The organism is Rhodococcus sp. Q1, assembly GCF_004153645.1.
Classification (GTDB): Bacteria; Actinomycetota; Actinomycetes; order Mycobacteriales; family Mycobacteriaceae; genus Rhodococcus; species Rhodococcus gordoniae.
In genome coordinates this window covers 568,203-593,801 of record NZ_SDMJ01000002.1, presented here as the reverse complement: position 1 = coordinate 593,801, position 25,599 = coordinate 568,203, and the positions used below count along the sequence as shown (strand labels likewise).

The window sequence follows — 25,599 nt, the reverse complement described above, 5'->3', positions numbered from 1 at the left end:
ATCGGATGACGAAGGCCGGGTTGCGGCCGTGGGGGACGAGCAACCCGGCCTTCGTCATGTGTCCGGAACGTTTCTCAGTCCTCGTCGTCCTCGTCGAGTGTCGGATCCACCACTTCCGGTTCGACGCCGAGATAAGTGGCCACCTGGTGCACGAGGACGTCGTGGACCAGATCCGTCAGATCGTCCGGATCCTTCGCTCGCACCTCGAGGGGGCGACGGAACAGCACGATCCGCGCCCGGGTGGCGGCCCCTCGTCGATCGATCCCGGCGGGCACGAGCCGGGACAGTGGCACCGGCCCGTCGGCGACCACTTCGTCGGGCCAGTTCACCGAGTCGGGATCGCGCGCCCGGATCTTCGGGACCTCGTCCACGGCGATGTCGAGCTTGGTGAGGCGGTCGTGCCAGCGCGCGTCGATCGGCGCGAACGCCCCGAGTACGAGCAGGTCGAACTTCTCGGCGCGGGTCTTCCAGGCGGGCAGGCTCTGCGGGACCAGGGGACCGCGGATTCCTCTGCCGCGGCGTGCCACGGAACGGGACGACACAGGGCGGGAACGTCGTGCGCGGACCATGCCATGGACACTACGACACGAAAATCCGCCGCCCGTTTCGGTGTGTCCGAATAGTCCTGGAGCGCTCGGCGCGCTACGCTCCCAGTCGTGAGAACACTGCGTCGATGCTGCCGGCCTGGGTGCAAGAACCCTGCTGTTGCGACGCTGACCTACGTGTACTCGGACTCCACCGCCGTCGTCGGCCCCCTGGCGACCGTCGCGGAACCGCACTCGTGGGATCTCTGCGAGATGCACGGTTCACGTATCACGGCCCCCAAGGGATGGGAACTCGTCCGGTACGAGGGAGCGTTCTCGTCGGGCACCCCCGACGAGGACGATCTGACCGCCCTCGCCGAGGCCGTACGCGAGGCCGGACTGGGTGAGCGTTCCCGCTCCGACTCGGCCGACGACGATGCCGAGGAACCCCAGCGGGCCGTCGTGCCGCCGACCACGCGCACCGGCCGACGTGGGCACCTGCGTGTGCTTCCCGATCCCACGTCCTGAGCCGTTCGCACTAGGCTGAGCGAGTGCGATGTCGCGGAGGACGGCATCGCACGAGTCGAGGTTCAGGAGTCAATACAGTGGCGAGAGCTGCCGAGTCGGTGTCAGCGGTCATCAAGGCGTACGACGTACGGGGAGTCGTCGGGGAGCAGATCGACGAAGAGTTCGTCCGCGAGGTCGGAGCGTCGTTCGCACGCCTGTTGCGCAGCGAGGGCAGCGCCGACCGCGTGGTGATCGGGCACGACATGCGCGCCTCGTCCCCCTCGTTGTCCCAGGCCTTCGCCGACGGGGTCACCTCCCGAGGACTCGACGTGGTGCTCATCGGACTCGCGTCCACCGACCAGCTCTACTTCGCGTCGGGTCTGCTCGACGCACCCGGCGCGATGTTCACCGCGAGCCACAACCCTGCGAAGTACAACGGCATCAAGCTCTGCCGTGCCGGTGCCAAGCCCGTCGGTCAGGACACCGGTCTGGCGCAGATCTCGGCCGATCTCGTCGAAGGTGTTCCCGCCTACGAGGGCGAGCGCGGCAGCATCACCGAGCGCGACGTCCTCGACGACTACGCCTCGTTCGTCCGCGGTCTCGTCGACCTTGCGCAGATGCGACCGCTCACGGTGGCGGTCGACGCCGGTAACGGGATGGGCGGCCACACCGTCCCCGCCGTCTTCGGCGCCCTGCCCGTCGACCTCGTCCCGCTGTACTTCGAACTCGACGGCACCTTCCCCAATCACGAGGCCAACCCCCTCGACCCCGCCAACCTCGTCGACCTCCAGCGTCTGGTCGTCGAGTCCGGCGCCGATGTGGGCCTGGCCTTCGACGGCGACGCCGACCGCTGCTTCGTGGTCGACGAGCGCGGCGAGCCGGTCACGCCGTCGGCGGTGACGGCGCTCGTCGCAGCCCGCGAACTCGCCGAGGAACCCGGTTCCACGATCATCCACAACTTGATCACGTCGCGGGTGGTGCCCGAACTCGTCACCGAGCAGGGCGGCAAGCCCGTCCGCACCCGGGTCGGGCATTCGTTCATCAAGCAGCAGATGGCCGAGACCGGCGCCGTCTTCGGCGGCGAACACTCGGCGCACTACTACTTCCGCGACTTCTGGGGCGCCGACTCGGGCATGCTCGCGGCACTGCACGTACTCGCCGCGCTGGCCTCGCAGGACGGCCCGCTCTCCGAGTTGATGAGCTCCTACAACCGGTATGCGGCGTCGGGAGAGATCAATTCGACGGTCGTCGACGCGGCCGAGCGCACCGAGGCGGTCGTCGCGGCGTTCGAGGATCGCGCGGTGTCGGTCGACCGGCTCGACGGTGTCACCGTGGACCTGCCCGACAACGCGTGGTTCAACCTGCGCGCGTCCAACACCGAGCCGCTGCTGCGACTCAACGTGGAGGCGCGCACGGACGGTGAGGTCGAGGCATTGGTGAAGGAGATCCTTTCTGTCGTTCGTGCGTAGACGGAGGGACAACAGGAATAATCGAGGTGCCGGTGCATGGCGTGCCGGGCTCGGTCAGGTGGCTCGCCGAGGTCGCGGCGGCGGAAGGAAGGTGATGCGGTCGTGACGGCACCCTCACCGCTGTTCGACTTCGACGATGCGGGCGGTCTGCTCGCCGCCGATGTCGACGGCATCCTCAGGAGCGCGGCCCTCGGCGGTGCCCAGATCCGTGCGGTCGCCGCGGCGGTCGACGAAGGTGTGCTCGGTCGGCTCACCGACATGCATCCTCGCAGTGTCGTCTTCGTCGGCACCGATGCCCGCGCCCGATCGGCCGCCGAACTGGTCGTCGCGTTGTTCGGGGACCGGGCCGGTGTACCGCTGGTCGCCGCACCGGCCACCCCGCCCTGGGTGGGTGCGCTCGACGTCGTGGTGGTCTCGGGAAACGATGCCGGCGATCCGGAATTGGCCCGCAGCATCGACGCCGGACTGCGGCGCAGCGCGGAGGTCGTCGTCGACGCGCCGGACGAGGGTCCCGTGCGGGCGGTCGCGGCCGGCCGCGCGATGTCGTTGCCGCCCCGGATCCGCGTCCGGACGCGGTACGTGCTCGCCCGGCACGTCGCGGTGTTCTGCGCTGTGCTCGGTGTGCTGCAGCGCGCCGTGCGGATCGCCGGTGTGCCACCGCTCGCCGACGTGGCCGACACGGCCGACGAGGAAGCGGCGCGCAATCATCCGGAGAACGAGGTCTTCCACAATCCTGCGAAGTCGCTCGCGGTGCGCATGCAATCGCGCCGAGTGGTGTTCGCGGGTGATTCCGCCGCGACGACGGTGCTCGCCCGGCACGCGTCGGAATCCTTGCTGCAGGAGGCGGGGGTGGTCTCGGGTGCCGCGGCGCTCGGCGACGTTCTGGTCGCGCGCGATCGGCTCATGGCCGTCGTCACCGCGAGCGGTGAGAACTACGACCCGTTCTTCCACGACGAGGAACTGGACGGACCGGCGCCGATCGCACCGGCGCGGGTGTTCGTGCTCAGCACGGACCCCGACCGGTCGGCGGCGCAGCGGAGGACGGCGGCACTACCGGATGTGGAAGTGATGTCCGTGGTCGGAGAATTCGAGTCGAGCACGGTGCCGACCGTGCTGGAACAGGTGGCAGTGTTGACCGTCCGCACAGAGATGGCGGCTGCATATCTCGGATTGGCAGGGGGGAGATAGTGCACCGACTCGAAGGTGCGGTGCGCTCGTACGCGTGGGGATCGCGAACCGCGATCGCCACCTTGCGTGGCCGCACTGTGCCGTCCCATCACCCCGAGGCCGAGTTGTGGCTCGGTGCGCATCCGGCAGATCCTGCCAGGCTGGTGGATTCGGACGGCGACGAGCACTCGCTGCTCGATCTGCTGTCGGCCGAGCCTCAGCGACATCTCGGCGACCGCGCTGTGGGGGCGTTCGGTCCCCGGCTGCCCTTCCTCCTCAAGCTCCTGGCAGCGGAGGAGCCCTTGTCGTTGCAGGCGCATCCCAGTGCCCGCCAGGCGGCCGAGGGGTTTGCTCGCGAGGAAGCACTGGGAATCCCGATCGACTCGCCCGTCCGCAACTACAAGGACGCGAACCACAAGCCCGAACTCGTGGTGGCGCTGACGCGATTCGAGGCGCTCGCCGGTTTCCGCGATCCGAAGCGGACGGTGGAGCTGTTCGAGGCGCTGGCGGTCCCGGAGCTCGACCCCTATGTGGGACTGCTCGCGGGACAACCCGATTCGAGTGGTCTGCGGGCGCTGTTCACCACCTGGATCACGTTGCCTCCGCCCGCTCTCGCGGCGCTGCTGCCGCGTGTGCTCGACGGCTGCGTGACCTATCTCGCCACCGGCCGGGACGGTGAACGCGACTTCGTTCCGGAGGTGCGTACGGCTCTGCAGCTGGCGGATTTCTACCCGGGCGATGCCGGGGTGCTGGCGTCCCTGCTGCTCAACCGCATCACTCTGCAGCCGGGGGAGGGACTCTATCTCGACGCGGGGAATCTGCATGCCTATCTGCACGGCATGGGCGTCGAGATCATGGCGAATTCCGACAACGTGTTGCGCGGCGGTCTCACTCCCAAGCACGTGGACGTGCCCGAACTGCTGCGCGTGCTCGACTTCGGCGCGGCGTCGGTGCCGATCCTCGAAGCCGTCCCGGAGATCTCGGCAGCGACCGATCCGGGGCAGCTCGGCCCGGCCGAACGCCGCTACCGCACTCCGGCGCCGGAGTTCGCGTTGTCGCGCATCGACCTCGGCGCCGGCGACGCCCTCGAGGTCGGTGCCGACGGCCCCCAGATCCTGTTGTGCACCGCGGGCGATGTGCGGGTCGAATGCGAGGGCGAGTCGGTGACGCTGAAGCCCGGCGACTCGGCGTGGCTGTCGGCCTGCGATCGGCGGCCGGCCGTCCACGGTTGTGCCGCGGACACGCAGGTCTTCCGGGCCCGCCTCGGCGAGGTGTCGGCATCGGTGGTCGACGAGTCCTGAGCCGGGTCCCGGTCGGGACCGATTCGAACGGAAGGCGAGCCCGCACGGGCTCGCCTTCGTCGTTTCCCGCCACCACTCGCGAGATTTACAAATTCGATCAAATGTCTAGACGCCGGACGAATACCGTTCTAGAGTCAAGCTATGAGTGGTGTGCGTCACCAAGGGGATGGCGTGCTCTGCGTTATCGACGGTGATGAGGAGACCCGACATGAGTACGGCATCGGCGGATTCGGTGGCCCGGCCCGATTTCCCATGGCGCGACCGCAAACGCCATCTGTGGCTTCTGGGGCTGGTGCCTCCGACGGCCCTGTTCGTCGCCACCGCGCTGGTGTGGGGCGGTAACCAGCTCGGACTGCAGAGTGTCACCCCGGTCCTGTGGTGGATCGGCCCACTGCTGATCTACGTCCTCGTACCGTTGCTCGACCTGTTCGTCGGGCCCGACGGGGAGAACCCTCCCGACGAGTTGTTCGAACAACTCGAGAACGACCGCTTCTACCGCTACTGCACCTACCTGTATCTGCCCTTCCAGTTCGCGTCGCTGATCTTCGCCTGCTATCTGTGGTCGGCCGACGACCTGTCCTGGCTCGGCATCGACGGCGGCCTCGGCGTGGTGTCGGAGATCGGTCTTGCCATCTCGGTCGGCGTGGTCGCGGGCATCGGGATCAACACGGCGCACGAGCTCGGTCACAAGAAGGTCGAATTCGAACGGCGCCTGTCGAAGTGGGCTCTCGCCCCCGCCTTCTACGGCCACTTCTACATCGAGCACAATCGCGGGCATCATGTGCGCGTCGCGACTCCGGAGGATCCCGCCTCGGCGCGGTTCGGGGAGAGCTTCTGGCGTTTCCTGCCGCGCAGCGTGGTCGGCAGTCTGCGTTCGGCATGGCGTCTCGAGCGGGCCCGCCTCGAACGGCTCGGCAAGCCGGTGTGGAGCGTGCACAACGACGTCCTCAGCGCGTGGGCGATCTCCGTCGCCCTGTACGCGGTGCTCCTCGGCGTCTTCGGTCTCTCCATCGCGCCGTATCTCGTGATCCAGGCGATCTTCGGCTTCTCGCTGCTCGAGGTCGTGAACTATCTCGAGCACTACGGCCTGCTCCGGCAGAAGACCGGTAAGGGGCGTTACGAACGCTGCTCGCCCGCGCACAGCTGGAACAGCGACCATCTGGTGACGAACATCTTCCTCTACCACCTGCAGCGGCACAGCGACCATCACGCCAATCCCACCCGGCGCTACCAGACCCTGCGAAGCATGGAGGTCTCGCCGCAGTTGCCGGCCGGCTACGCGACGATGATCACCCTCGCCTACATCCCACCGTTGTGGCGCAAGGTCATGGATCATCGTGTGCTCGACCACTACGACGGCGACATCACCCGCGCGAACATCGAGCCGCGTCGCCGCGAGAAGATCCTCGCCCGCTACGGAGTAGTGGATCACCCTGCCGCGGAAGGGAAGTGATCGTGGCGTCCTACCGTTGTCCCGTCTGCGAGTTCACCTACGACGAGAGTGCCGGCGCCCCGCGGGAGGGTTTCCCGCCCGGCACCGCGTGGTCCGAGGTGCCGGACGACTGGCCGTGCCCCGACTGCGGAGTCCGGGAGAAGATCGATTTCGAGGAGTACACCCCGTGAGTACCGATTACCGCTTGTTCCGTTGTCTGGTGTGCGGTTTCGAATACGACGAGGCCGAGGGATGGCCCGACGAGGGCATCGAGCCCGGCACCCGGTGGGAGGACATCCCCGACGACTGGTCCTGCCCGGACTGCGGTGCTGCCAAGGCCGACTTCGAGATGGTGGAGATCGTCCGCCGGTGAACCCCTGTGCGGTGAATCACAGCACGGTGGATCACGGTTCGCGTTGCTTTGACGAGCACATCCGTGCGTGAGAGCGTTCCTCCCATGCCGAACGCGCGGGTTCCCTTCCACGAGGCCAGTCGGGTGCTGTTGCGCTCGACGATCCTCGACGCCATGCGGGAGCTGCTGCTCGAACGCGACTGGTCGGCCGTCACGATGAGCGACGTCGCCCGGACCGCCGGCATCAGCCGGCAGACCCTCTACAAGGAATTCTCCTCCCGGCAGGGCCTGGCGCAGGGCTACGCGCTGCGGCTGGTCGACGAGTTCGTCGACGCCGTGGCCGATTCGGTGTACGCGCACGTCGGGGATGCGCGCGCCGCGCTCGTCGACGGCTTCGCGTTCTTCTTCGAGGCCTCCGCCGCCGACCCCCTCGTGCAGTCGCTGCTGAGCGGTGAGGCCAAGCCCGACCTGCTGCGGTTGATCACCACCGACGCCGCCCCCATCCTCGAGCGGGGCGCGGGCCGCCTCACCGAGACCTTCCATCACAGCTGGATCGCGGCGTCCGAATCCGACGCCGGGATCCTGGCGCGCGCCGTCGTGCGGGTGGCGCTGAGTTTCGTCTCCATGCCTCCGGCTTCGGGGCGCGACGTCGCCGCCGACCTCGCCGATCTGCTCGTGCCGTTCGTCGAACGGGCCGCCGTCCGCGGCTGACCGGCCGGTCGGCCGGGGCGGAACCGTCGGTGGACGATCTGCTCGGCCGATCCTTGCTCAGGTTGTATAGCCTGGAACCACCATTGTCTGCCGACAGGAAGAGGCATCTGCACGTGTCCGACACCACGCTCGTCGCCGACCGGGCCAACGGTCTCGATTTCAAGGTCGCCGATCTGTCCCTCGCCGAATTCGGGCGCAAGGAGATCCGGCTCGCCGAACACGAGATGCCGGGCCTGATGGCGCTGCGCCGCGAGTACGCGGAGGTGCAGCCGCTGAAGGGCGCACGGATCTCCGGCTCGCTGCACATGACGGTCCAGACCGCTGTGCTCATCGAAACGCTCGTCTCCCTCGGTGCGCAGGTGCGCTGGGCGTCGTGCAACATCTTCTCCACCCAGGACCACGCCGCCGCGGCGATCGTCGTCGGCCCGCACGGTACCGCCGAGGAGCCCGAGGGTGTCCCGGTCTTCGCGTGGAAGGGCGAGACTCTCGAGGAGTACTGGTGGGCTGCCGAGCAGATGCTCACCTGGCCCGGTGAACCCGCCAACATGATCCTCGACGACGGTGGCGACGCCACGATGCTCGTGCTCAAGGGTGCCCAGTTCGAGAAGGCCGGCGTCGTCCCGCCGATCGACGAGGAGCAGGACTCCGCCGAGTACAAGGTCTTCCTCGAACTGCTGCGCCGCTCGCTCGCCGCCGATTCGAAGAAGTGGACCACCGTCGCGGAGTCGGTCCGGGGCGTCACCGAGGAGACCACCACCGGCGTGCTGCGCCTGTACCAGCTGTCGGCGGCCGGCGAACTCGCGTTCCCGGCGATCAACGTCAACGACTCGGTCACCAAGAGCAAGTTCGACAACAAGTATGGCACCCGGCACTCGCTGCTCGACGGCATCAACCGCGGCACCGACGTGCTCATCGGCGGCAAGGCCGCGCTCGTGTGCGGTTACGGCGACGTCGGCAAGGGTTGCGCCGAGGCGCTGCGCGGCCAGGGTGCACGCGTGTCGGTCACCGAGGTCGACCCGATCAACGCGCTGCAGGCCATGATGGACGGCTACGACGTCGTGACGGTCGAGGACTTCATCGGCCGGGCCGACATCGTCATCACCGCGACGGGCAACAAGGACATCATCACCTTCGAGCACATGAAGGCGATGAAGCACCAGGCCATTCTCGGCAACATCGGCCACTTCGACAACGAGATCGACATGGCCGGCCTCGAGCGCGCAGCCGACGTCACGCGGATCAACATCAAGCCGCAGGTCGACGAGTTCACCTTCGCCGACGGTCATTCGATCATCGTCCTGTCGGAGGGCCGCCTGCTCAACCTCGGCAACGCCACGGGCCACCCTTCCTTCGTGATGAGCAACTCGTTCGCGAACCAGGTGATCGCCCAGATCGAGCTGTGGACCAAGCCCGACGAGTACGACAACGAGGTCTACCGCCTGCCCAAGCATCTCGACGAGAAGGTCGCGAAGATCCACGTCGAGGCGCTCGGCGGGCAGATCACGAAGCTGACCAAGGAACAGGCCGAGTACATCGGCGTCGACGTCGAGGGCCCGTACAAGCCCGAGCACTACCGCTACTGATCCCGGGCACTCGACGGGAAACGCGGAGCGCATGAGTGATCTGATCGTCGTCGAAGGTCTCGACGGGGCCGGCAAACGGACGTTGTCCGCCGGTCTCGTCGAGACCTGGCGCGAGGCCGGACGGAAGGTCGCGACGCTGGCCTTCCCGCGTTACGGGAAGTCGATCCACGCCGATCTGGGCGCGGAGGCGTTGCGCGGGCACCACGGCGACACCGCCTCGAGCGTCGAGGCGATGGCCCTGCTGTGGGCCCTCGACCGTCGTGATGCGGCCGACGAACTGCGGAAACTGCTCGCCGACAACGACATCGTGCTGCTCGACCGGTACGTCGCGTCCAACGCCGCGTACACCGCGGCGCGCCGGAACGAGGACGCGACCGGCCCGGCGGTGGAGTGGATCCGCCGGCTCGAGTTCGAACGATTCGGGCTTCCGGTACCCGATCTGCAGGTGCTGCTCCGCGTTCCCGTCGAATTGGCCGCGGAGCGCGCCCGCCGCCGCGCCGCGACCGAGGCGGACCGAGACCGCGACGCCTACGAGCGCGACGGCGGTCTACAGGAACGCACGGGCGCGGTGTACGACGGGCTCGCGCAGCAGCAGTGGATGTCTCCGTGGGAGGTCGCGGGCCCGCAGACCTCCGCGCCACAACTCGCCGTTCACATCTCAAATCTGCTTCACGACGGTGAAGGGGTGACACGATAGAGGCTATGAAGCCGAGGATTCTGGTAGTCGACGACGACACCGCGCTGGCCGAGATGCTCACGATCGTGCTGCGCGGCGAGGGATTCGAACCGTTCGTGGTGGGGGACGGCACGCAGGCGCTCGGTGCCGTGCGTGAGATCCGGCCCGACCTCGTCCTGCTCGATCTCATGCTCCCCGGCATGAACGGCATCGACGTCTGCCGCGTGCTCCGCGCGGATTCGGGTGTGCCGATCGTGATGCTCACCGCCAAGTCCGACACGGTCGACGTCGTCCTCGGCCTCGAATCCGGCGCCGACGACTACATCGTCAAGCCGTTCAAGCCGAAGGAACTCGTCGCACGCGTGCGGGCCCGTCTGCGCCGCACCGAGCAGGAACCGGCCGAGGTCCTGACGATCGGCGACATCACCATCGACGTCCCCGCCCACAAGGTCACCCGCGGCGACGAGGCGATCTCGCTCACGCCTCTCGAGTTCGACCTGCTCGTGGCCCTCGCGCGCAAGCCGCGCCAGGTGTTCACCCGTGAGGTCCTGCTCGAACAGGTCTGGGGTTACCGGCATGCCGCCGACACCCGGCTCGTGAACGTCCACGTCCAGCGCTTGCGCGCGAAGGTCGAGAAGGATCCCGAGAATCCCGAGGCGGTGCTCACGGTGCGGGGGGTCGGCTACAAGGCCGGACCGCCGTGATCCGAACCTACCGGCTTCGGCGGCGTATCACGCGTAGGACGCTGCCGCTGGTGAGGTGGTCGCGGTCGATGAGCAGCCGACTCGCGCACACCTGGCGACGATCGCTGCAGCTGCGGGTCGTGACCTCGACCCTCACGCTGTCGCTGATCGTCATGTTCGTGCTCGGAGTGGTACTCACGAGCCAGATCACCGACCGTCTGCTCGAAGTGAAGATCGACGCGGCGACCGAGGAGATGGATCGCTCGCGCGCACTCGTCGAGGGGCAGCTCGCGGGCGCCGACGACTCGGGCTCGCTCGCGGTCCGTCTCGACGGTGCCGCGGCGATCCTCACCAGCCGCGGCAGCGACGGGGGACAGGACACCGGCGTCGCCGGAACCTTCGATCCCGTCCTCATCGTCCCCGGCGACGGTCCGCGGGCCCCCACCTCGAGCGGGCCCGCCGACCAGATCCCGCAGAACCTGCGCGCCTTCGTCCAGAACGGGCAGATCGCATACCAGTTCGTGACCGTCGCCGATCCCGAGGGCTACACAGGGCCGGCCCTGATCATGGGCAGCCCCACCGATTCCGACATCTCGACGCTCGAGCTGTATCTCGTCTTCCCGCTCGGCGGTGAGGAACGCACCCTCGCCCTCGTCCGCGGCACCCTGCTCGTCGGTGCCGTGGTTCTGCTCGTCCTGCTGGCGGCGATCTCGATGATCGTCGCCCGGCAGGTCGTGCTGCCCATCCGGTCGGCCTCCCGGATCGCCGTGCGCTTCGCGGACGGGCGGCTCAAGGAACGCATGCCGGTCCGCGGCGAGGACGACATGGCCCGGCTCGCGATGTCGTTCAACGAGATGGCCGAGAGCCTGTCGCGCCAGATCACCCAGCTCGAGGAGTACGGCAACCTGCAGAAGCGGTTCACCTCCGACGTGAGCCACGAACTGCGCACCCCGCTGACGACGGTACGCATGGCCGCCGACCTCATCCACGACGGCAGCGACGACCTCGACCCCGTCCTCAAACGGTCCTCCGAACTGCTCGTCGCCGAACTCGACCGCTTCGAGAGTCTGCTCAACGACCTGCTCGAGATCAGCCGGCACGACGCCGGTGTCGCCGAGCTCGCCTCCGAGCGTCTCGACCTGCGGATGTGTGCGCGTGCCGCCGTCTCGACCGTGCGTCACCTGGCCCGCGAGACCGCGACCGAACTCATCGTCGACATGCCGGACGAACCCGTCGAGGCCGACGTCGATCCGCGTCGTGTCGAACGCATCCTGCGGAACCTCCTCGCCAACGCGATCGATCACGGTGAGGGCAAACCGATCCTGCTGCGGCTGCGCGCCGACGACACCGCCGCGGCCTTCGTCGTGCGCGATCAGGGTGTGGGTCTGCGACCGGGGGAGGAGAAGCTCGTCTTCAACCGGTTCTGGCGTTCGGATCCGTCGCGGGTCCGGCGTTCCGGTGGCACCGGTCTCGGACTCGCCATCAGCGTCGAGGACGCAAACCTGCACAACGGCAAACTCGAGGCATGGGGCGAACCGGGACGAGGTGCCAGCTTCCGGCTGACCCTGCCCCGCGAACGCGGACGTAAAGTGGGTCGCAGCCCCCTCCCTCTCGTGCCCGGCGCCGCGAAGGCCGTGCAGGGCAAGCCCCCACCGGACGACGACACCCCGGAGCAGCCGTCGACCGGAGAGTCCCCGACCGACCCTGCGAGCACGCCGTCCGAAGGAGCCAGTACATGAGCCGCTCGACTCCGCGTGCAGCGGGCGTGCTCGTCGTCCTCCTGACGGTGGCCGGACTCGTGTTGTCGGGATGTGCCACGCTGCCCGATTCGTCCTCCCCGCAGGCCATCGGAACCCTCGAACGCGGTCCCTCGACCACGGAGGTCGCCGCACCGGTGCCGGGTCGCGAACCCGATCTGCTCCTGCGCGACTTCCTGCAGGCCAGCACCGATCCGACCAACCGCCATCGCGCGGCCCGCCAGTTCCTCACGCCCACGATGTCCGACACCTGGGACGACGCCGCGAGCGCGACGATCGTCGACAAGGTCGACGTCCTCGTCGAGGAACGCGACGGCGACAGCGCCACCTATGTGGTGCGGGCGAGTACCGTCGGCTTTCTCGAGGAGGGCGGCATCTACCGCCCCGCCGACGGGGAGTTCGAGGCGCGGTTCTCACTCGTCCGCACCGACGGGGAGTGGCGCATCGACCGGCTGCCGGCCGGCGTCATCATGGACCGCCCCCGTTTCCTCAACACCTATCAGCGGCGCTCGCTGTACTTCCTCGACCCGACGGGCAACGCCGTCGTCCCGGATCCGCGCTGGATCACGGGCACACCCGAGCAGACGGCCTCCCAGCTGATGGGGTTGCTCGTCGAGGGCCCGAAGCAGGTCCTGGCACCTGCGGTCAAGAATCTGCTCGAGGACGTCACCGTCATCGGATCGGTGACGAAGGCCGACGGCCGCACGACCGACGTGGGCGTCGGGCTCGGCGGCATCCGCATCGACTTCCAGGGGGTCGGCTCGATGGGGCGGCAGGATCGCGAACTGCTCGCCGCACAGGTGATCTGGACCCTCGCCAATGCCGACATCAGCGGCCCGTACCAGCTCCTCGCCGACGGCCAGCCGCTCGACGAACGCTTCCCGAACGGGTGGACCACCGCGGACGTGGCGTCGATGAACCCCCTCGCCGCGTCGAGCGTGACGGTGGGTCTGCACGCGCTGCTCGACGGCGCGCTGGTGAGCGTCGCAGAGACGGGTGTGACCCCCGTACGCAGCTTCTTCGGTGCGTCCGACGACCTGCAGTCGGTCGCCCTGTCGCTGGACGGAGAGCTCGTCGCCGCAGTCGAGAACACCGGCAAACCGGCACCGGAACCGGCCGTGCAACTCATGGTGGGGGCCTACAGCGAGGGCGGTGCCGAGCCGGCGGTCGACGGCGAGTCGATCACCCGGCCGTCCTGGTCGCCCAACAACAATTCGGTGTGGGCGGTCGTCAACGGGACCTCGGTGGTGCGCGCGGTGCGCGAACCCGGCACCGGGCGGGTCACCGTCGTCGGGGTGGAGGCGGGCGCGGTCCGCGGTCTCGGCGGCCGCATCACCGAACTGCGCCTGTCGCGCGACGGTGTCCGCGCCGCCATGATCATCGACGGGCGGGTCTTCGTCGCGACCGTCGTGCCGACCACGACCGGCGAGTACTCGCTCACCAATCCGCGCGAGATCGGCTTCGGTCTCGGTGGTCCCGCGCTCGCCCTGGACTGGAGCACGGCCGACACGATCGTCGTCTCCCGCGCGTCGGCCGACGTGCCCGTCGTGCAGGTCGCGGTGGACGGCTCACGCATCGACGCACTGCCGAGCCGCAATCTCACGCCCCCGGTGGTGGCGGTCGAGGCGTCCACGGCGAGCGAGTTCGTCGCGGATTCCCGGACGGTCTTCCAGCTCAACAACCGCGACCCCGCCGGCGACCGGTACTGGCGGGAGGTGCCCGGCCTCGCCGGGATGGCCGCGATTCCCGTCCTGCCGGGCTGAGCGCGGTGCCGGTGACACCGGTTGTCGGTGCTGCCGTCGACCCCGGCTGTCGGTGACATCCGGCACACTCGCGGTGTGCTGACGGCCCTGCTCGATCTCGTCCTGCCCGCCCGGTGCGGGGGATGCGCCGACCCCGGGGTGAACTGGTGCCGAGAGTGCGCGCGGGAACTCGGCGACCATCCCGGGACGGTGACGCCCCGCGTCGAGCCCGGGGTCCCGGTGTGGAGTCTGGGCCCGTACTCCGGCCCCCGGCGTCGCGCGGTGATCGTCGCCAAGGAACGCGCCCGGCGGGATCTCGCCGAGCCTCTCGGGCTCGCGTGGGCGGTCGCGATCACGCGGCTGCGGAGATGGGGCGAGCTGCCCGGCGGGCCGTTGATCGTGGCGCCCGCCCCCACCCGGGCGCGGGCCGCGCGGGCACGCGGAGGCGATCCCGTCGCGCGTGCCGCCCGGGCCGCCGCGGCGCACGACCCTCACCTCCACGTGCATCCGATCCTGGGTGTGGCGGCGGGTGTGCGCGACTCGGTGGGGCTCACCGCGGCCGACCGGCAACGCAACCTCGCCGGCCGCGTGACGGTGAGCGCCGACGGGCTGCCGCGGACGATCCCGGTACTCGTGGTCGACGATGTGCTCACCACCGGAACCACCGCCCGCGAGTCGGTACGGGCTCTCCGGCGCGCAGGATTGTACCCGGTGGGAGTGCTCGTGATCGCCCACGCGTGAGTACTCCGACGGGTCCGGGCAGGGCCCCGTCCAGGACCGGAATGCGACGCGAAGTGAAATCGGGTGGGAACGGTGGCAGACCTTCGAGTTACGTACTAACGTCGCCATCAGACCCGGAAACAACAAGGTAGACGGGTGGAAACGCTTGTTCTTCCGATTCCGGGCGAGTGCGCTCTCGCGCTCATTCATCATGCCGGCGCGCGGGCTGCGCCGGCCGTAACTCGGGAGGTACGCGTGACGACCCCTTCGAAGTCCAGAGGTTCCGTTGCAGAGGCCGATGCCGCCACGGAAGGCCCCCGTGCCGATGTTGTCGTGAAAGGACGCAACGTCGAGGTCCCCGATCATTTCCGGATCTACGTCTCCGAGAAACTCGCTCGGCTCGAACGCTTCGATCCGACGATCTTCCTCTTCGACGTCGAGTTGCAGCACGAACGCAACAGGCGTCAGAAGAAGAGTTGCCAACGGGTCGAGATCACTGCCCGCGGGAAGGGACCGATCGTACGGGCCGAGGCCAGCGCCGACAGTTTCTACGCTGCCTTCGAGTCTGTGATCAGCAAGCTCGAATCGCGCCTGCGAAGGACGAAGGAGCGCCGCAAGGTCTCCTACGGTGAGAAGACGCCCGTGTCCGTGGCGGAAGCCACCGCGGCTCTCGCCCGTGACGACGAGCTCGCGATCTCGCCCGATCTGTCGTTCGGCGACAGCGAGAAGGAATCCCAGGACGGTCCCGGTCGCATCGTCCGGACGAAGGAACACAACGCTGCGCCGATGACCGTCGACGACGCCCTCTACGAGATGGAACTCGTCGGTCACGACTTCTACCTGTTCCACGACAAGGAGACGGACAAGCCGTCCGTGGTCTACCGGCGACACGCCTTCGACTACGGTCTGATCAGGCTCGTGTGACACTGCCGGGAGTGACCTGAGGCACCTCGCCATCGCGGTCACTCCCGCGCAGCGCCTACCATGGAATCCGGCCGGGGTCCGACAAGGCCTCGGCCGGATTTCTTGTCCGTGCAGGTACCCGAGATTGAGGACGAACACACCAGTGCTGTCGCTGACGAAGCTGCTCCGGATCGGTGAAGGTCGCATGGTCAAGCGGCTCAAGCACATCGCCGAGCATGTCGATTCCCTCTCCCCGGACTTCGAGGCCCTGACCGACGCCGAGCTCCGGGCCATGACGGAGCAGTTCCGGAGCCGCTACCAGGACGGCGAGACGCTCGACGATCTGCTCCCGGAGGCCTTCGCGACCGCCCGGGAGGCGTCCTTCCGGGTGCTCGGGCAGAAGCACTATCTCGTCCAGATCATGGGTGGCGCGGCGCTGCACTTCGGCAATATCGCCGAGATGAAGACCGGTGAGGGCAAGACCCTCACCTGCGTGCTGCCGGCCTACCTCAACGCGATCTCCGGCGACGGCGTCCATGTCGTCACGGTCAACGACTATCTCGCCAAGCGCGACGCCGAGTGGATGGGCCGTGTGCACCGTTTCCTCGGGCTCGAGACCGACGTGATCCTGTCCGGGATGACGCCGGCGCAGCGCCGCGCAGCCTATGCCGCCGACATCACCTACGGCACCAACAACGAGTTCGGCTTCGACTACCTGCGCGACAACATGACGCACTCGCTCGACGACCTCGTGCAGCGCGGACACAACTTCGCGGTCGTCGACGAGGTCGACTCGATCCTCATCGACGAGGCCCGGACGCCGCTGATCATCTCGGGTCCCGCCGACGCGTCGAGCAAGTGGTACTCCGAGTTCGCCCGCATCGTGAAGCTGCTCAAGCCCGAGGTGCACTACGAGATCGACATCCGGAAGCGGACCGTCGGTGTGCACGAGGCCGGTGTCGAATTCGTCGAGGACCAGCTCGGCATCGACAACCTGTACGAGGCGGCGAACTCGCCGCTGGTGAGCTACCTGAACAACGCCATCAAGGCCAAGGAGCTCTACGCCAAGGACAAGGACTACATCGTCCGCAACGGCGAAGTCGTCATCGTCGACGAGTTCACCGGTCGTGTGCTGTCGGGCCGCCGCTACAACGAGGGCATGCACCAGGCGATCGAGGCCAAGGAAGGCGTCGAGATCAAGGCCGAGAACCAGACGCTGGCCACGATCACGCTGCAGAACTACTTCCGCCTGTACGACAAGCTGTCGGGCATGACGGGTACGGCCGAGACCGAGGCCGCCGAGCTCCACCAGATCTACAGCCTCGGGGTCATCCCGATCCCGACGAACCGTCCGATGGTGCGTGTCGACCAGGGCGACCTGATCTACAAGACCGAGGAAGCGAAGTTCGCGGCCGTCGTCGACGACGTGGTCGAGCGTCACGAGAAGGGGCAGCCGGTCCTCATCGGTACGACGAGCGTCGAGCGGTCCGAGTACCTGTCGCGTCAGTTCACCAAGCGTGGTGTGCCCCACAGCGTGCTCAACGCGAAGTTCCACGAGCAGGAAGCGCAGATCATCGCGCAGGCCGGTCGTTCCGGTGCGGTGACCGTCGCAACCAACATGGCCGGTCGTGGTACCGACGTCGTGCTCGGTGGCAACCCCGACATCCTCGCCGACATCGCGCTGCGTCAGCGTGGTCTCGATCCGGTGAACACTCCGGAGGAGTACGAGGCGGCCTGGGACGAGACCCTCGAGCGGATCAAGGCCGAGTCGAAGGCCGACGCCGAGAAGGTGCGCGCGGCCGGTGGCCTGTACGTGCTCGGCACCGAGCGGCACGAGTCCCGTCGCATCGACAACCAGTTGCGCGGCCGTTCCGGCCGTCAGGGCGACCCGGGCGAGTCGCGGTTCTACCTCTCGCTCGGCGACGAACTGATGCGGCGCTTCAACGGTGCGGCCCTCGAATCGATCATGACCCGGCTGAACCTGCCCGACGACGTGCCGATCGAGGCGAAGATGGTCTCCAAGGCCATCAAGAGCGCCCAGACACAGGTCGAGCAGCAGAACTTCGAGATCCGCAAGAACGTGCTCAAGTACGACGAGGTGATGAACCAGCAGCGCACCGTCATCTACGAGGAGCGTCGCCGGATCCTGCGCGGCGAGGACCTCGAGGGTCAGGTGCAGCACATGCTCACCGACGTCGTCACCGCCTACGTCGACGGCGCGACCGCCGAGGGATACGTCGAGGACTGGGATCTCGAGCAGTTGTGGACGGCGCTCAAGACCCTCTACCCGGTGGGTGTCGACCACAAGACGCTCGTCGCCGAGAACGAGGACCTCGACCGCGACGGTCTGCTCGAGGTCCTGCTCGAGGATGCCCGCGCCGCCTACGCGCGTCGCGAGGCCGAACTCGAGGCCATCGCCGGTGAGAACGCGATGCGCGAACTCGAGCGTCGCGTGCTGCTGTCGGTCCTCGACCGCAAGTGGCGCGAGCATCTCTACGAGATGGACTACCTCAAGGAAGGCATCGGCCTGCGCGCGATGGCGCAGCGCGATCCCCTCGTCGAGTACCAGCGCGAAGGTTTCGACATGTTCACCGCGATGCTCGAGGGTCTGAAGGAGGAGTCGGTCGGATTCCTGTTCAACCTCCAGGTCGAGGCTGCGCAGCAGCAACAGCAGCCGGGTGTGGCGGTCACCGCGGCCTCGGCGGCAGCGGCCGCACAGGCGGCTCCGAGCCTGGCCGCGGCGGCTCCCGTGCAGGCCGCACGTCCTGCTCCGGCGCAGCCCGCCCGGCCCGCGCAGCCCGCACATGCGGCGCAGCCCGCGCCGGCCGCGCTGCAGGCGAAGGGTCTCGACGAGACCGAACGGCGCCTGACCTACACCGGTCCCGACGAGGACGGCCGCGCCCACGTCGCGCGGACGACCGCCGGTTCCGATGCGGGATCCGCACCGAAGCAGGCGGGCACCCGCAAGGAACGTCGTGCCGCCGCCCGGCGCGACGCGAAGACCAACCGGCACCGCTGACCCCGCCCGGTAGGGCGCGTACTGCGCGGCCGGCGCCGGACCACCTCACGACCCTGTGGCTCAGCCGAGCCACAGGGTCGTGATCGTCCAGCGATGCGGCGCGCGTGGACGGGGACGCTTGCACACCATCCGCCCGGCGAATGCGAACACCCGTTCCCCCCGGGCGTAGCTGCCGAACAGTTCGACGGTGTCCGCGTCGACGGGGCGCACGCGTGTGCGCAACAGGACCGCGGTGCTGCGACCTGCGCGTGGCGTGCGGCCCGTGACGATCGTGGAGACGAGCCGTGGGTCGAGGACGGTCGCCGACTGCACGGCAGGACGGCGACCGTCCACCACCTCGAGGACGAGGCGCACGGCCGACTCCGCCACCCGTCCGACTGCCGGATCGACGGGGAGATCGGGCCGGTCGTCCGTGTTCGCGGCCACGCCGGTACTCCCGATTCCCTGGTGCCGGAACGGGATTCTCCCGGAGCGACCATCGTGCGGGGTGGCCCGGCGGGTCGCGTGGCTGCGGGAGCGACCGCAGTTCTCCTCGGCGGGGGGTTCGAGGCAGGTGAGGCGGCGCACGTAGCGCCCGGTGTGATGCGGCATGAGCTCTCCCGAAAGTCGTGACGGCGAATCGGCGGCACGGGTGGACCGGTGCCGAGGAATCGGTTCGGGAGAGGACGAACCGCGCACATGATGCCACACCTGCGGGGCGCCGGCGCGATAGGACGCGATCGGGGTGCCCGGGACATACGGTGGTGTCGTGCTGCGAGGACTCGTACTCGATGTCGGTGGCGTCCTGGTCGGGCCGGGAAGCGACCCCGGCACGTTCGGTGCGGTCGTGGCGTTCCTGCGTGCGCGGGGCGTGCGGACCGCTCTGCTCAGCAACGATCCCGGTGGCCCCGGCGCGCAGTGGCTGCGCGATCTCGAAGGTGCCTTCGTCGACCGCGTGGTGCTCTCGGGTGATGCGGGCGTCGCCAAACCCGACCCCGAGAGCTACCTGCTGGTCGCGCGACTGCTCGACCTCGGGCCGGGCGAGTGCGTCTTCGTCGACGATGCGGTCGGCAACGTGCGAGGTGCTGCCGCTGCGGGGATGGTCGGCGTCCACCATGATGGTTCACACGACGCGCCGGGCGAACTGGCCGTACTCTTCGATCTCGATCCCGAGGAGATCGGGGGCGGAGCTGCGGGCGGCGCCGAGCCGTGGTGGCGATGCTCGGCAGGTTCGGGTCAGGAGGGGGAGCGGGGTCGATGACGAGCCGGATGACGGCGCAGGACGCGTCGTACTACTACTTGGAGACGAGCAACACGCCGATGCACGTCGGTTCGCTCGCGATCCTCGAACCTCCCGAAGGCGGCCTCGACTACGAGAGCGTGCTCCGGCTGGTCGAGCAGCGGCTGCCCGAGGTGCCCCGCTACCGGAAGAAGGTGCGGGAGGTCGCATTCGGGCTGTCCCGCCCCGTCTGGGTCGACGACCGCGACTTCGACATCACCTATCACGTGCGGCGCTCCGCGTTGCCGAGACCCGGCTCCGACGAACAGCTGCACGACCTCGTCGCGCGCCTGGTCTCGCGGCCGCTGGACCGCACACGGCCGCTGTGGGAGATGTACCTCGTCGAGGGGCTCGCGAACGATCGGGTCGCGTTGTTCTCGAAGTCGCATTCGGCGCTCGTCGACGGTGAGGAGGCCCTCGACATCGTGCAGGTGCTCTTCGACCAGGAGCCGGTGCCGCGTGAGGTTCCCGAGGAATTGTGGATGCCCGAACGCGAACCGTCGGAATCCGCGCTGCTCGTCGGGGCGCTCGCCGAACTCGTCGCGCGCCCCGGGGAGGGGGTCGCCGCCCTCCGCTCGGCCGTGGGCGACCTCACGGCGACCCTCACCGAGACCGTCGACGCCGTCGGGCGCCTCGCCCGCACGGCTGCGCAGTCGGCACCCGAGACGCCGCTGAACACGCAGATCTCGAGGAGCCGCCGATTCTCCGTGGTGCGGTCCGATCTGGCGCCGTACCGCAAGATCCACTCGCGCTACGGCTGCACGATCAACGACGTCGTACTCGCGGTTCTCGCCGGGGCATTGCGCTACTGGCTGCTCTCCCGCGGGGAACCGGTCACCGAGGCCACCGTCGTGCGGGCGATGGTCCCGATGTCGGTGTACACCCAGGATCCGGACGACGGCGCCGGCAACGACACGATCCAGGTCCATCCGCAGGGCGAGGTGTCGTCCTTCCTGCTGGACCTGCCGGTGGGGGAGCCGAACGCGGTGGTCCGGCTCTCGCACATCGCGCACGCCGGCGAGGCCTATTCGCGGCAACGGCGGCGGGTGGCGGCCCAGACGATGGTCCGGTTGTCCGGCTTCGCCCCGGCGACGATGCACGCGGTGGGTACCCGGGTCGCGATGGGTTTCTCGCAGCGGATGTTCAACCTCATGATCACCAACGCCCCGGGTCCCCAGCACCCGCTCTATCTGACCGGGGCCCGTCTCCTGGAGATCTATCCGGTCTCGCCGTTGCTGAAGAATCAGGCCCTGAGCATCGCGTTGACGTCCTACGACGGCAAGATCTACTACGGTTTGAATGCGGATCGTGATGCGATGCCCGATGTGGACGTGGCAGCGACGCTGATCCAGGAATCTCTCGAGGAGTTGACGGATGCCGGCAGGTGAGAAATGACGCGTGTCTATGTACCGGCAACGCTCGCGATGGTGCAGCGACTCGTCGCCGACGACGAGGTCGATCCGGTGAGCAGGACGGCCTTCGCGGTGACCCCCACGTTGCGGGAGGCCTACACGGCGGGTGACGACGAAGAGCTCGCCGAGGTCGCGATGGCGGAGGCGGCACGTGCGTCGCTGCGATTGCTCGCCTCGGAGGAGCCCGGTGATCACCCGTCCTTCGCGTCCCGCCGTGTGGTGATCGCGGCCGATGTCGACGAGGTGAAGCCGCGGCCGGATCTCGATGATGCGGTCGTGCGGCTCACCGGGCCGATCCCGATGAGTGCGGTGGCCTCGGTGCACATCGACCTGCAGGAAGCGGAGACCGACGTCGCGCGGGCGCGTGAGGTCGTCGATGCGGCCGAACTGGGCGACGAGGAGGCGGAGTTCGTCCTCGGCGACGCGGAGGACCACGAACTGGCCTGGTACGCGACCCAGGAATTGCCTTTTCTGCTCGACCTGCTCTGACCCCGCCTTCGGTGTGACGGCCGTCTCGACCGCAACCTACGCTTCCGTAACCTCTGATAACCTACGGAGGCGTAACCGGAGTGAGGAGAAACGGTCGGATGGGTCTGAAGGAATGGATCGAAAAGCCTGCGGTACACGTCGCGCCGGGAGAGAAATCGCTCTCCAACGTCCTGCGCGGCGCGGTGGCCCGGCTGACCACCCCTCTGCTTCCCGACGACTATCTGCATCTGGTCAACCCGCTGTGGTCCGCCCGTGAACTGCGCGGGCGCATCGTGTCGGTGCGCCAGGAGACACCCGATTCCGCGACGATCGTCATCCGTCCGGGTTGGGGCTTCGACTTCGGATACGCCCCCGGCCAGTACATCGGGATCGGCCTGCACATCGAAGGTCGCTGGCACTGGCGCTCCTACTCGCTGACCTCCTCGCCCACCTGGGACGACAAGGTCATCTCCATCGCCGTGAAGGCGATGCCCGAGGGGTTCCTGTCGAGCCACCTCGTCGGCGGTGTCCCGGAGGGGACCGTCGTGCGCCTCGCGGCCCCGAAGGGCGATTTCGTCCTGCCCGATCCGCCGCCGGCGAAGATCCTGTTCCTGACGGCCGGTAGTGGCATCACGCCGATCATGTCGATGCTGCGCACGCTCGACCGGCGCGCGATCGAGCGCGAACTCGATCTGCCCGACGTCGTGCACATCCACTCGGCGCCGACGGCCGAGAACGTGATGTTCCGCTCGGAGCTCGAACGCTTCGACGCCACCCACGACCGCTTCCGGGTGCACGTGCGTCACACGCGCGAGAAGGGCAAGTTCGCGCTGTCCGAGCTCGCCGAGGTGTGCCCCGACTGGCGTGAGCGCCAGACCTGGGCGTGCGGTCCGCAGCAGATGCTCGACGACATCACCGCGCACTGGGCTGCGGAGGGACTCGATGACCGGGTCCATCTCGAGCGGTTCGCCGTCAGCCGCGCCGATACCTCGGGGTCGGGCGGAACGATCACGTTCGCGAAGTCCGGTAAGACCGTCACCGTGGACGGTGCCACGACGATTCTCGAGGCCGGTGAGAGCGTCGGCGCGCTGATGCCCTTCGGGTGCCGCATGGGAATCTGTCAGACTTGTGTGGTGCCGCTCGAGAAGGGGCACGTCGTCGATCTGCGATCCGGCAAGGAACACGCAGAGGGCGAACGCGTCCAGACCTGCATCTCCGCCGCTGCCGGCGACTGCACACTGGACGTGTAGACACCGACAGCAACCTCCGAAGGATCCCGCTTGGCCATCACCGACATCCGCGCGTTCTCGCACCTGACCGAAGACGATATCGTTGCTCTCGCAAACGAATTCGACGCGATTCGACGGGATGTGGAGAATTCGCGCGGCCCCCGGGACGCGCGTTACATCCATTCCGTCATCCGTCTGCAGCGTGTGCTGGAGGTGGTCGGACGCTGCGCGCTGTTCGGTTCCCGCCGCCGGTCGCGCTGGATCGTCGGTACCGCCGCGCTGTCGCTCGCCAAGATCATCGAGAACATGGAGCTCGGGCACAACGTGATGCACGGGCAGTGGGACTGGATGAACGATCCGGAGATCCACTCCACGTCCTGGGAGTGGGACCAGACCGGCCCGTCCGAGCACTGGAAGCGCGCCCACAACTACGCGCACCACACCTACACGAACATCGTGGGCATGGACGAGGACGTGGGATTCGGCATCCTGCGGATGACGCGCGACGAGAAGTGGCGTCCGCGCAATCTCGCGCAGCCGATCGCCAACATCGTCCTCGCCCTGACCTTCGAATGGGGGATCGCGCTGCACGATCTCTCGGCGAAGAAGGAACTCGAAGGCGTCCCGCCCGCGCAGTGGAACTCGGGGCCCAACAAGGAATTCGCGGTGAAGGCCGGTCGGCAGGTCGTGAAGGATCTGGTGTTCTTCCCGGCGCTCACCGGCCCGGCCTGGCGTAGCACGCTGTCGGCGAACCTCGCCGCCAACGTGATCCGCAACATCTGGGCGTATCTCGTGATCTTCTGCGGCCACTTTCCGGACGGCGCCGAGAAGTTCACCACGGAGCACTACGAGAACGAAACCCGCGGAGAGTGGTATCTGCGCCAGTTGCTCGGCAGCGCAAACATTTCGGGTGGGCGCGCGATGGATTTCCTCACCGGGAATCTCAGCTACCAGATCGAGCATCATCTGTTCCCTGATCTGCCGAGCAACCGCTACCCGGAGATCGCCGCGCGCGTGCGGGCGCTGTGCGGGAAGTACGACCTGCCGTACACCACCGGCTCTCTCGCCCGGCAGTACTGGCTCGCCCTGCGCACGATCCACAAGCTCGCGGTGCCCGACCGCTTCCTGAAGGCGACCTCCGACGACGCCCCGGAAACCTCCTCCGAGCGCAAGTTCGATCGGTGGCGCCCGGAGGCGCCGGCGACCGAGGCGTCCACCGGCCGGCGCCGGGGATTGCTCACGGCCCTCCGGGTCCATGCCGAGCATGCGGTAGCAGAGCGTCGGCGTCGCCGTGGTGAATCGGGTCGTCGGAGGCCTCCTGTGGCTGTGTGATTCGCGCCACAGCTCCGATTTCGGCTAACCTACGGAGCCGTAACCTACGGTAGAGTAGCTCCCATGGCGATATCGGATGTCAAGGAGTACGCACACCTGACGGATGCGGATGTCGAGGCCATCGGCCGCGAACTCGACGCCATCCGGCGCGATATCGAGGAGTCCCGCGGTGAGCGCGACGCTCGATACGTCCGCAACACGATCCGGTTGCAGCGTGGCCTCGAGATCGGTGGGCGCCTCGTGCTGCTCGGCTCGAACAGACGCCCGTTGTGGCTGCTGGGCACGGGCATGCTCTCCCTGTCGAAGATCATCGAGAACATGGAGCTCGGGCACAACGTGATGCACGGGCAGTGGGACTGGATGAACGACCCCGAGGTGCACTCGGCCAACTGGGAGTGGGACAACGTCGACCCGTCGGCGCACTGGAAGATCACTCACAACTACCTGCACCACAAGTACACCAACATCCTCGGCATGGACGACGACGTGGGATACGGCCTGCTGCGCGTCACCCGCGACCAGCGGTGGAAGCCGTTCTACCTCGGCAACGTCGCCTACAACGCGATTCTCGCGGCGCTGTTCCAGTACGGCATCGCCATCCAGCTCCTCGAGCTCGGCAAGGTCGTCCAGGGACGCGACGACCGCGAGCTGACCAAGGCGCGCGGCAAGGAGGTGCTCGCCAAGCTCGGCAAGCAGCACCTGCGCGACTACGTCGTCTACCCGGCGCTGAGCGGTAAGTCGTGGAAGTCCACGATGAAAGCCAATGCGACCGCGAACTTCGTGCGCAACATCTGGACCAACGCGGTGATCTTCTGTGGTCATTTCCCCGACGGTGCGGAGAAGTTCACGAAGCAGGACATCGAGAACGAGACGCGCGCCCAGTGGTACCTGCGTCAGATGCTCGGTTCCGCGAACATCTCCGGCGGCCGGGTCATGGACTTCATGACCGGCAACCTGAGCTACCAGATCGAACACCACATCTACCCCGACCTGCCGTCCAACCGGTACGCCGAGATCGCGGTGCGCGTGCGCGAGCTGTGCGAGAAGTACGACCTGCCGTACACCACGGGTCCGCTCGCGGTGCAGTACTGGAAGTCGTGGCGCACCATCGCCAAGCTGTCGCTGCCCGACAAGTACCTCAAGGACGATCGCGACGCCGCCCCGGAGACCGCCTCCGAGCGGGGCTTCGGCGGAGTGCCGGAGATCGATCCGGTCACCGGTCGCCGCATGGGTCTGGCCACCACCATCGAGAAGACCCGCAAGCGCGGATTCATCCGCCGCGCGCTCGGCATGCGCTAGCGGTCACGAGAACGAGAACGAACCCCGGCACCCGGAGAAGGTGCCGGGGTTCGTT

General features: G+C 68.0%; 24 protein-coding genes. 22 read left to right on the top strand and 2 right to left on the bottom strand.

Features of this window, described 5'->3' with window-relative positions; genetic code table 11:
• Window positions 1-74: 74 nt before the first annotated feature.
• On the bottom strand, window positions 75-569 hold the full coding sequence (locus EQ874_RS07590) for a metallopeptidase family protein (RefSeq protein ID WP_129976414.1): 495 nt from the start codon (window positions 567-569) through the stop codon (window positions 75-77).
• Between the two features lie 87 nt (window positions 570-656).
• Here EQ874_RS07590 and EQ874_RS07585 point away from each other — a divergent pair, with 87 nt between their 5' ends.
• The 16 genes from EQ874_RS07585 to secA all read left to right on the top strand — a co-directional run bounded on the left by EQ874_RS07585 (window position 657) and on the right by secA (window position 18,546).
• A complete protein-coding gene (locus EQ874_RS07585) occupies window positions 657-1,052 on the top strand; it encodes a DUF3499 domain-containing protein (protein ID WP_172506056.1) in 396 nt (131 codons plus the stop codon).
• 77 nt (window positions 1,053-1,129) lie between these two features.
• Window positions 1,130-2,500: a phosphomannomutase/phosphoglucomutase gene (locus EQ874_RS07580; protein WP_064065280.1), complete on the top strand. Its 1,371-nt coding sequence runs from the start codon at window positions 1,130-1,132 to the stop codon at window positions 2,498-2,500.
• A 102-nt stretch (window positions 2,501-2,602) separates the two neighbouring features.
• Entirely contained in the window at window positions 2,603-3,688 is a 1,086-nt protein-coding gene (locus tag EQ874_RS07575; protein ID WP_064065279.1) for an SIS domain-containing protein, read from the top strand.
• Window positions 3,688-4,968, top strand: a complete 1,281-nt coding sequence (manA, locus tag EQ874_RS07570) for a mannose-6-phosphate isomerase, class I (RefSeq protein WP_129976413.1) — start codon at window positions 3,688-3,690, stop codon at window positions 4,966-4,968. The genes EQ874_RS07575 and manA overlap by 1 nt, the downstream gene beginning before the upstream one ends.
• Window positions 4,969-5,176: 208 nt before the next feature.
• A complete protein-coding gene (locus tag EQ874_RS07565) occupies window positions 5,177-6,421 on the top strand; it encodes an alkane 1-monooxygenase (RefSeq protein ID WP_129976412.1) in 1,245 nt (414 codons plus the stop codon).
• Between the two features lie 2 nt (window positions 6,422-6,423).
• Complete coding sequence (locus EQ874_RS07560; protein ID WP_064065325.1) at window positions 6,424-6,591, top strand: rubredoxin; 168 nt, start codon at window positions 6,424-6,426, stop codon at window positions 6,589-6,591.
• Window positions 6,588-6,773 carry a rubredoxin gene (locus EQ874_RS07555; RefSeq protein WP_016694878.1) on the top strand — a complete coding sequence of 62 codons (186 nt, stop codon included), beginning with the start codon at window positions 6,588-6,590 and terminating at the stop codon, window positions 6,771-6,773. Before EQ874_RS07560 ends, EQ874_RS07555 begins: the two co-directional genes overlap by 4 nt.
• Window positions 6,774-6,857: 84 nt before the next feature.
• A complete protein-coding gene (locus tag EQ874_RS07550; RefSeq protein ID WP_064065276.1) occupies window positions 6,858-7,463 on the top strand; it encodes a TetR family transcriptional regulator in 606 nt (201 codons plus the stop codon).
• A gap of 113 nt (window positions 7,464-7,576) precedes the next feature.
• On the top strand, window positions 7,577-9,046 hold the full coding sequence (gene ahcY / locus EQ874_RS07545) for an adenosylhomocysteinase (RefSeq protein WP_016934217.1): 1,470 nt from the start codon (window positions 7,577-7,579) through the stop codon (window positions 9,044-9,046).
• A gap of 31 nt (window positions 9,047-9,077) precedes the next feature.
• Entirely contained in the window at window positions 9,078-9,743 is a 666-nt protein-coding gene (locus EQ874_RS07540) for a dTMP kinase (RefSeq protein ID WP_129976411.1), read from the top strand.
• A complete protein-coding gene (gene mtrA, locus EQ874_RS07535) occupies window positions 9,740-10,426 on the top strand; it encodes an MtrAB system response regulator MtrA (protein ID WP_170318473.1) in 687 nt (228 codons plus the stop codon). The genes EQ874_RS07540 and mtrA overlap by 4 nt, the downstream gene beginning before the upstream one ends.
• Before the next feature lie 68 nt (window positions 10,427-10,494).
• The gene (mtrB, locus tag EQ874_RS07530) at window positions 10,495-12,144 is read left to right on the top strand and encodes an MtrAB system histidine kinase MtrB (protein ID WP_242496673.1); all 1,650 of its coding nucleotides are present in this window, start codon (window positions 10,495-10,497) and stop codon (window positions 12,142-12,144) included.
• On the top strand, window positions 12,141-13,925 hold the full coding sequence (gene lpqB / locus EQ874_RS07525) for an MtrAB system accessory lipoprotein LpqB (protein WP_064065274.1): 1,785 nt from the start codon (window positions 12,141-12,143) through the stop codon (window positions 13,923-13,925). Before mtrB ends, lpqB begins: the two co-directional genes overlap by 4 nt.
• A 75-nt stretch (window positions 13,926-14,000) precedes the next feature.
• Window positions 14,001-14,645, top strand: a complete 645-nt coding sequence (locus EQ874_RS07520; RefSeq protein ID WP_129976409.1) for a ComF family protein — start codon at window positions 14,001-14,003, stop codon at window positions 14,643-14,645.
• Window positions 14,646-14,879: 234 nt separating this feature from the next.
• Window positions 14,880-15,548 carry a ribosome-associated translation inhibitor RaiA gene (gene raiA / locus EQ874_RS07515; RefSeq protein WP_129976408.1) on the top strand — a complete coding sequence of 223 codons (669 nt, stop codon included), beginning with the start codon at window positions 14,880-14,882 and terminating at the stop codon, window positions 15,546-15,548.
• A 142-nt stretch (window positions 15,549-15,690) separates the two neighbouring features.
• Entirely contained in the window at window positions 15,691-18,546 is a 2,856-nt protein-coding gene (secA, locus tag EQ874_RS07510; RefSeq protein WP_129976407.1) for a preprotein translocase subunit SecA, read from the top strand.
• A 60-nt stretch (window positions 18,547-18,606) separates the two neighbouring features.
• On the opposite strand, the gene EQ874_RS07505 is transcribed toward secA, so the two are convergent.
• Window positions 18,607-18,972 (bottom strand): Rv3235 family protein, encoded by a 366-nt coding sequence (locus tag EQ874_RS07505; protein ID WP_242496672.1) that lies wholly within the window; start codon window positions 18,970-18,972, stop codon window positions 18,607-18,609.
• 325 nt (window positions 18,973-19,297) lie between these two features.
• Between EQ874_RS07505 and EQ874_RS07500 the strand changes: the two genes are divergently transcribed.
• The 6 genes from EQ874_RS07500 to EQ874_RS07475 all read left to right on the top strand — a co-directional run bounded on the left by EQ874_RS07500 (window position 19,298) and on the right by EQ874_RS07475 (window position 25,544).
• Window positions 19,298-19,786, top strand: a complete 489-nt coding sequence (locus EQ874_RS07500; protein ID WP_129976523.1) for an HAD-IA family hydrolase — start codon at window positions 19,298-19,300, stop codon at window positions 19,784-19,786.
• A complete protein-coding gene (locus EQ874_RS07495) occupies window positions 19,783-21,192 on the top strand; it encodes a wax ester/triacylglycerol synthase family O-acyltransferase (protein ID WP_064065270.1) in 1,410 nt (469 codons plus the stop codon). Before EQ874_RS07500 ends, EQ874_RS07495 begins: the two co-directional genes overlap by 4 nt.
• 3 nt (window positions 21,193-21,195) lie before the next feature.
• On the top strand, window positions 21,196-21,705 hold the full coding sequence (locus EQ874_RS07490) for a hypothetical protein (RefSeq protein WP_129976406.1): 510 nt from the start codon (window positions 21,196-21,198) through the stop codon (window positions 21,703-21,705).
• Between the two features lie 98 nt (window positions 21,706-21,803).
• Window positions 21,804-22,934 (top strand): ferredoxin reductase, encoded by a 1,131-nt coding sequence (locus EQ874_RS07485; RefSeq protein ID WP_129976405.1) that lies wholly within the window; start codon window positions 21,804-21,806, stop codon window positions 22,932-22,934.
• 30 nt (window positions 22,935-22,964) lie between these two features.
• Window positions 22,965-24,245, top strand: coding sequence for an acyl-CoA desaturase (locus EQ874_RS07480; protein ID WP_129976404.1), 1,281 nt, complete (start codon window positions 22,965-22,967; stop codon window positions 24,243-24,245).
• 63 nt (window positions 24,246-24,308) lie between these two features.
• A complete protein-coding gene (locus tag EQ874_RS07475) occupies window positions 24,309-25,544 on the top strand; it encodes a fatty acid desaturase (protein WP_129976403.1) in 1,236 nt (411 codons plus the stop codon).
• Window positions 25,545-25,599: the final 55 nt, after the last annotated feature.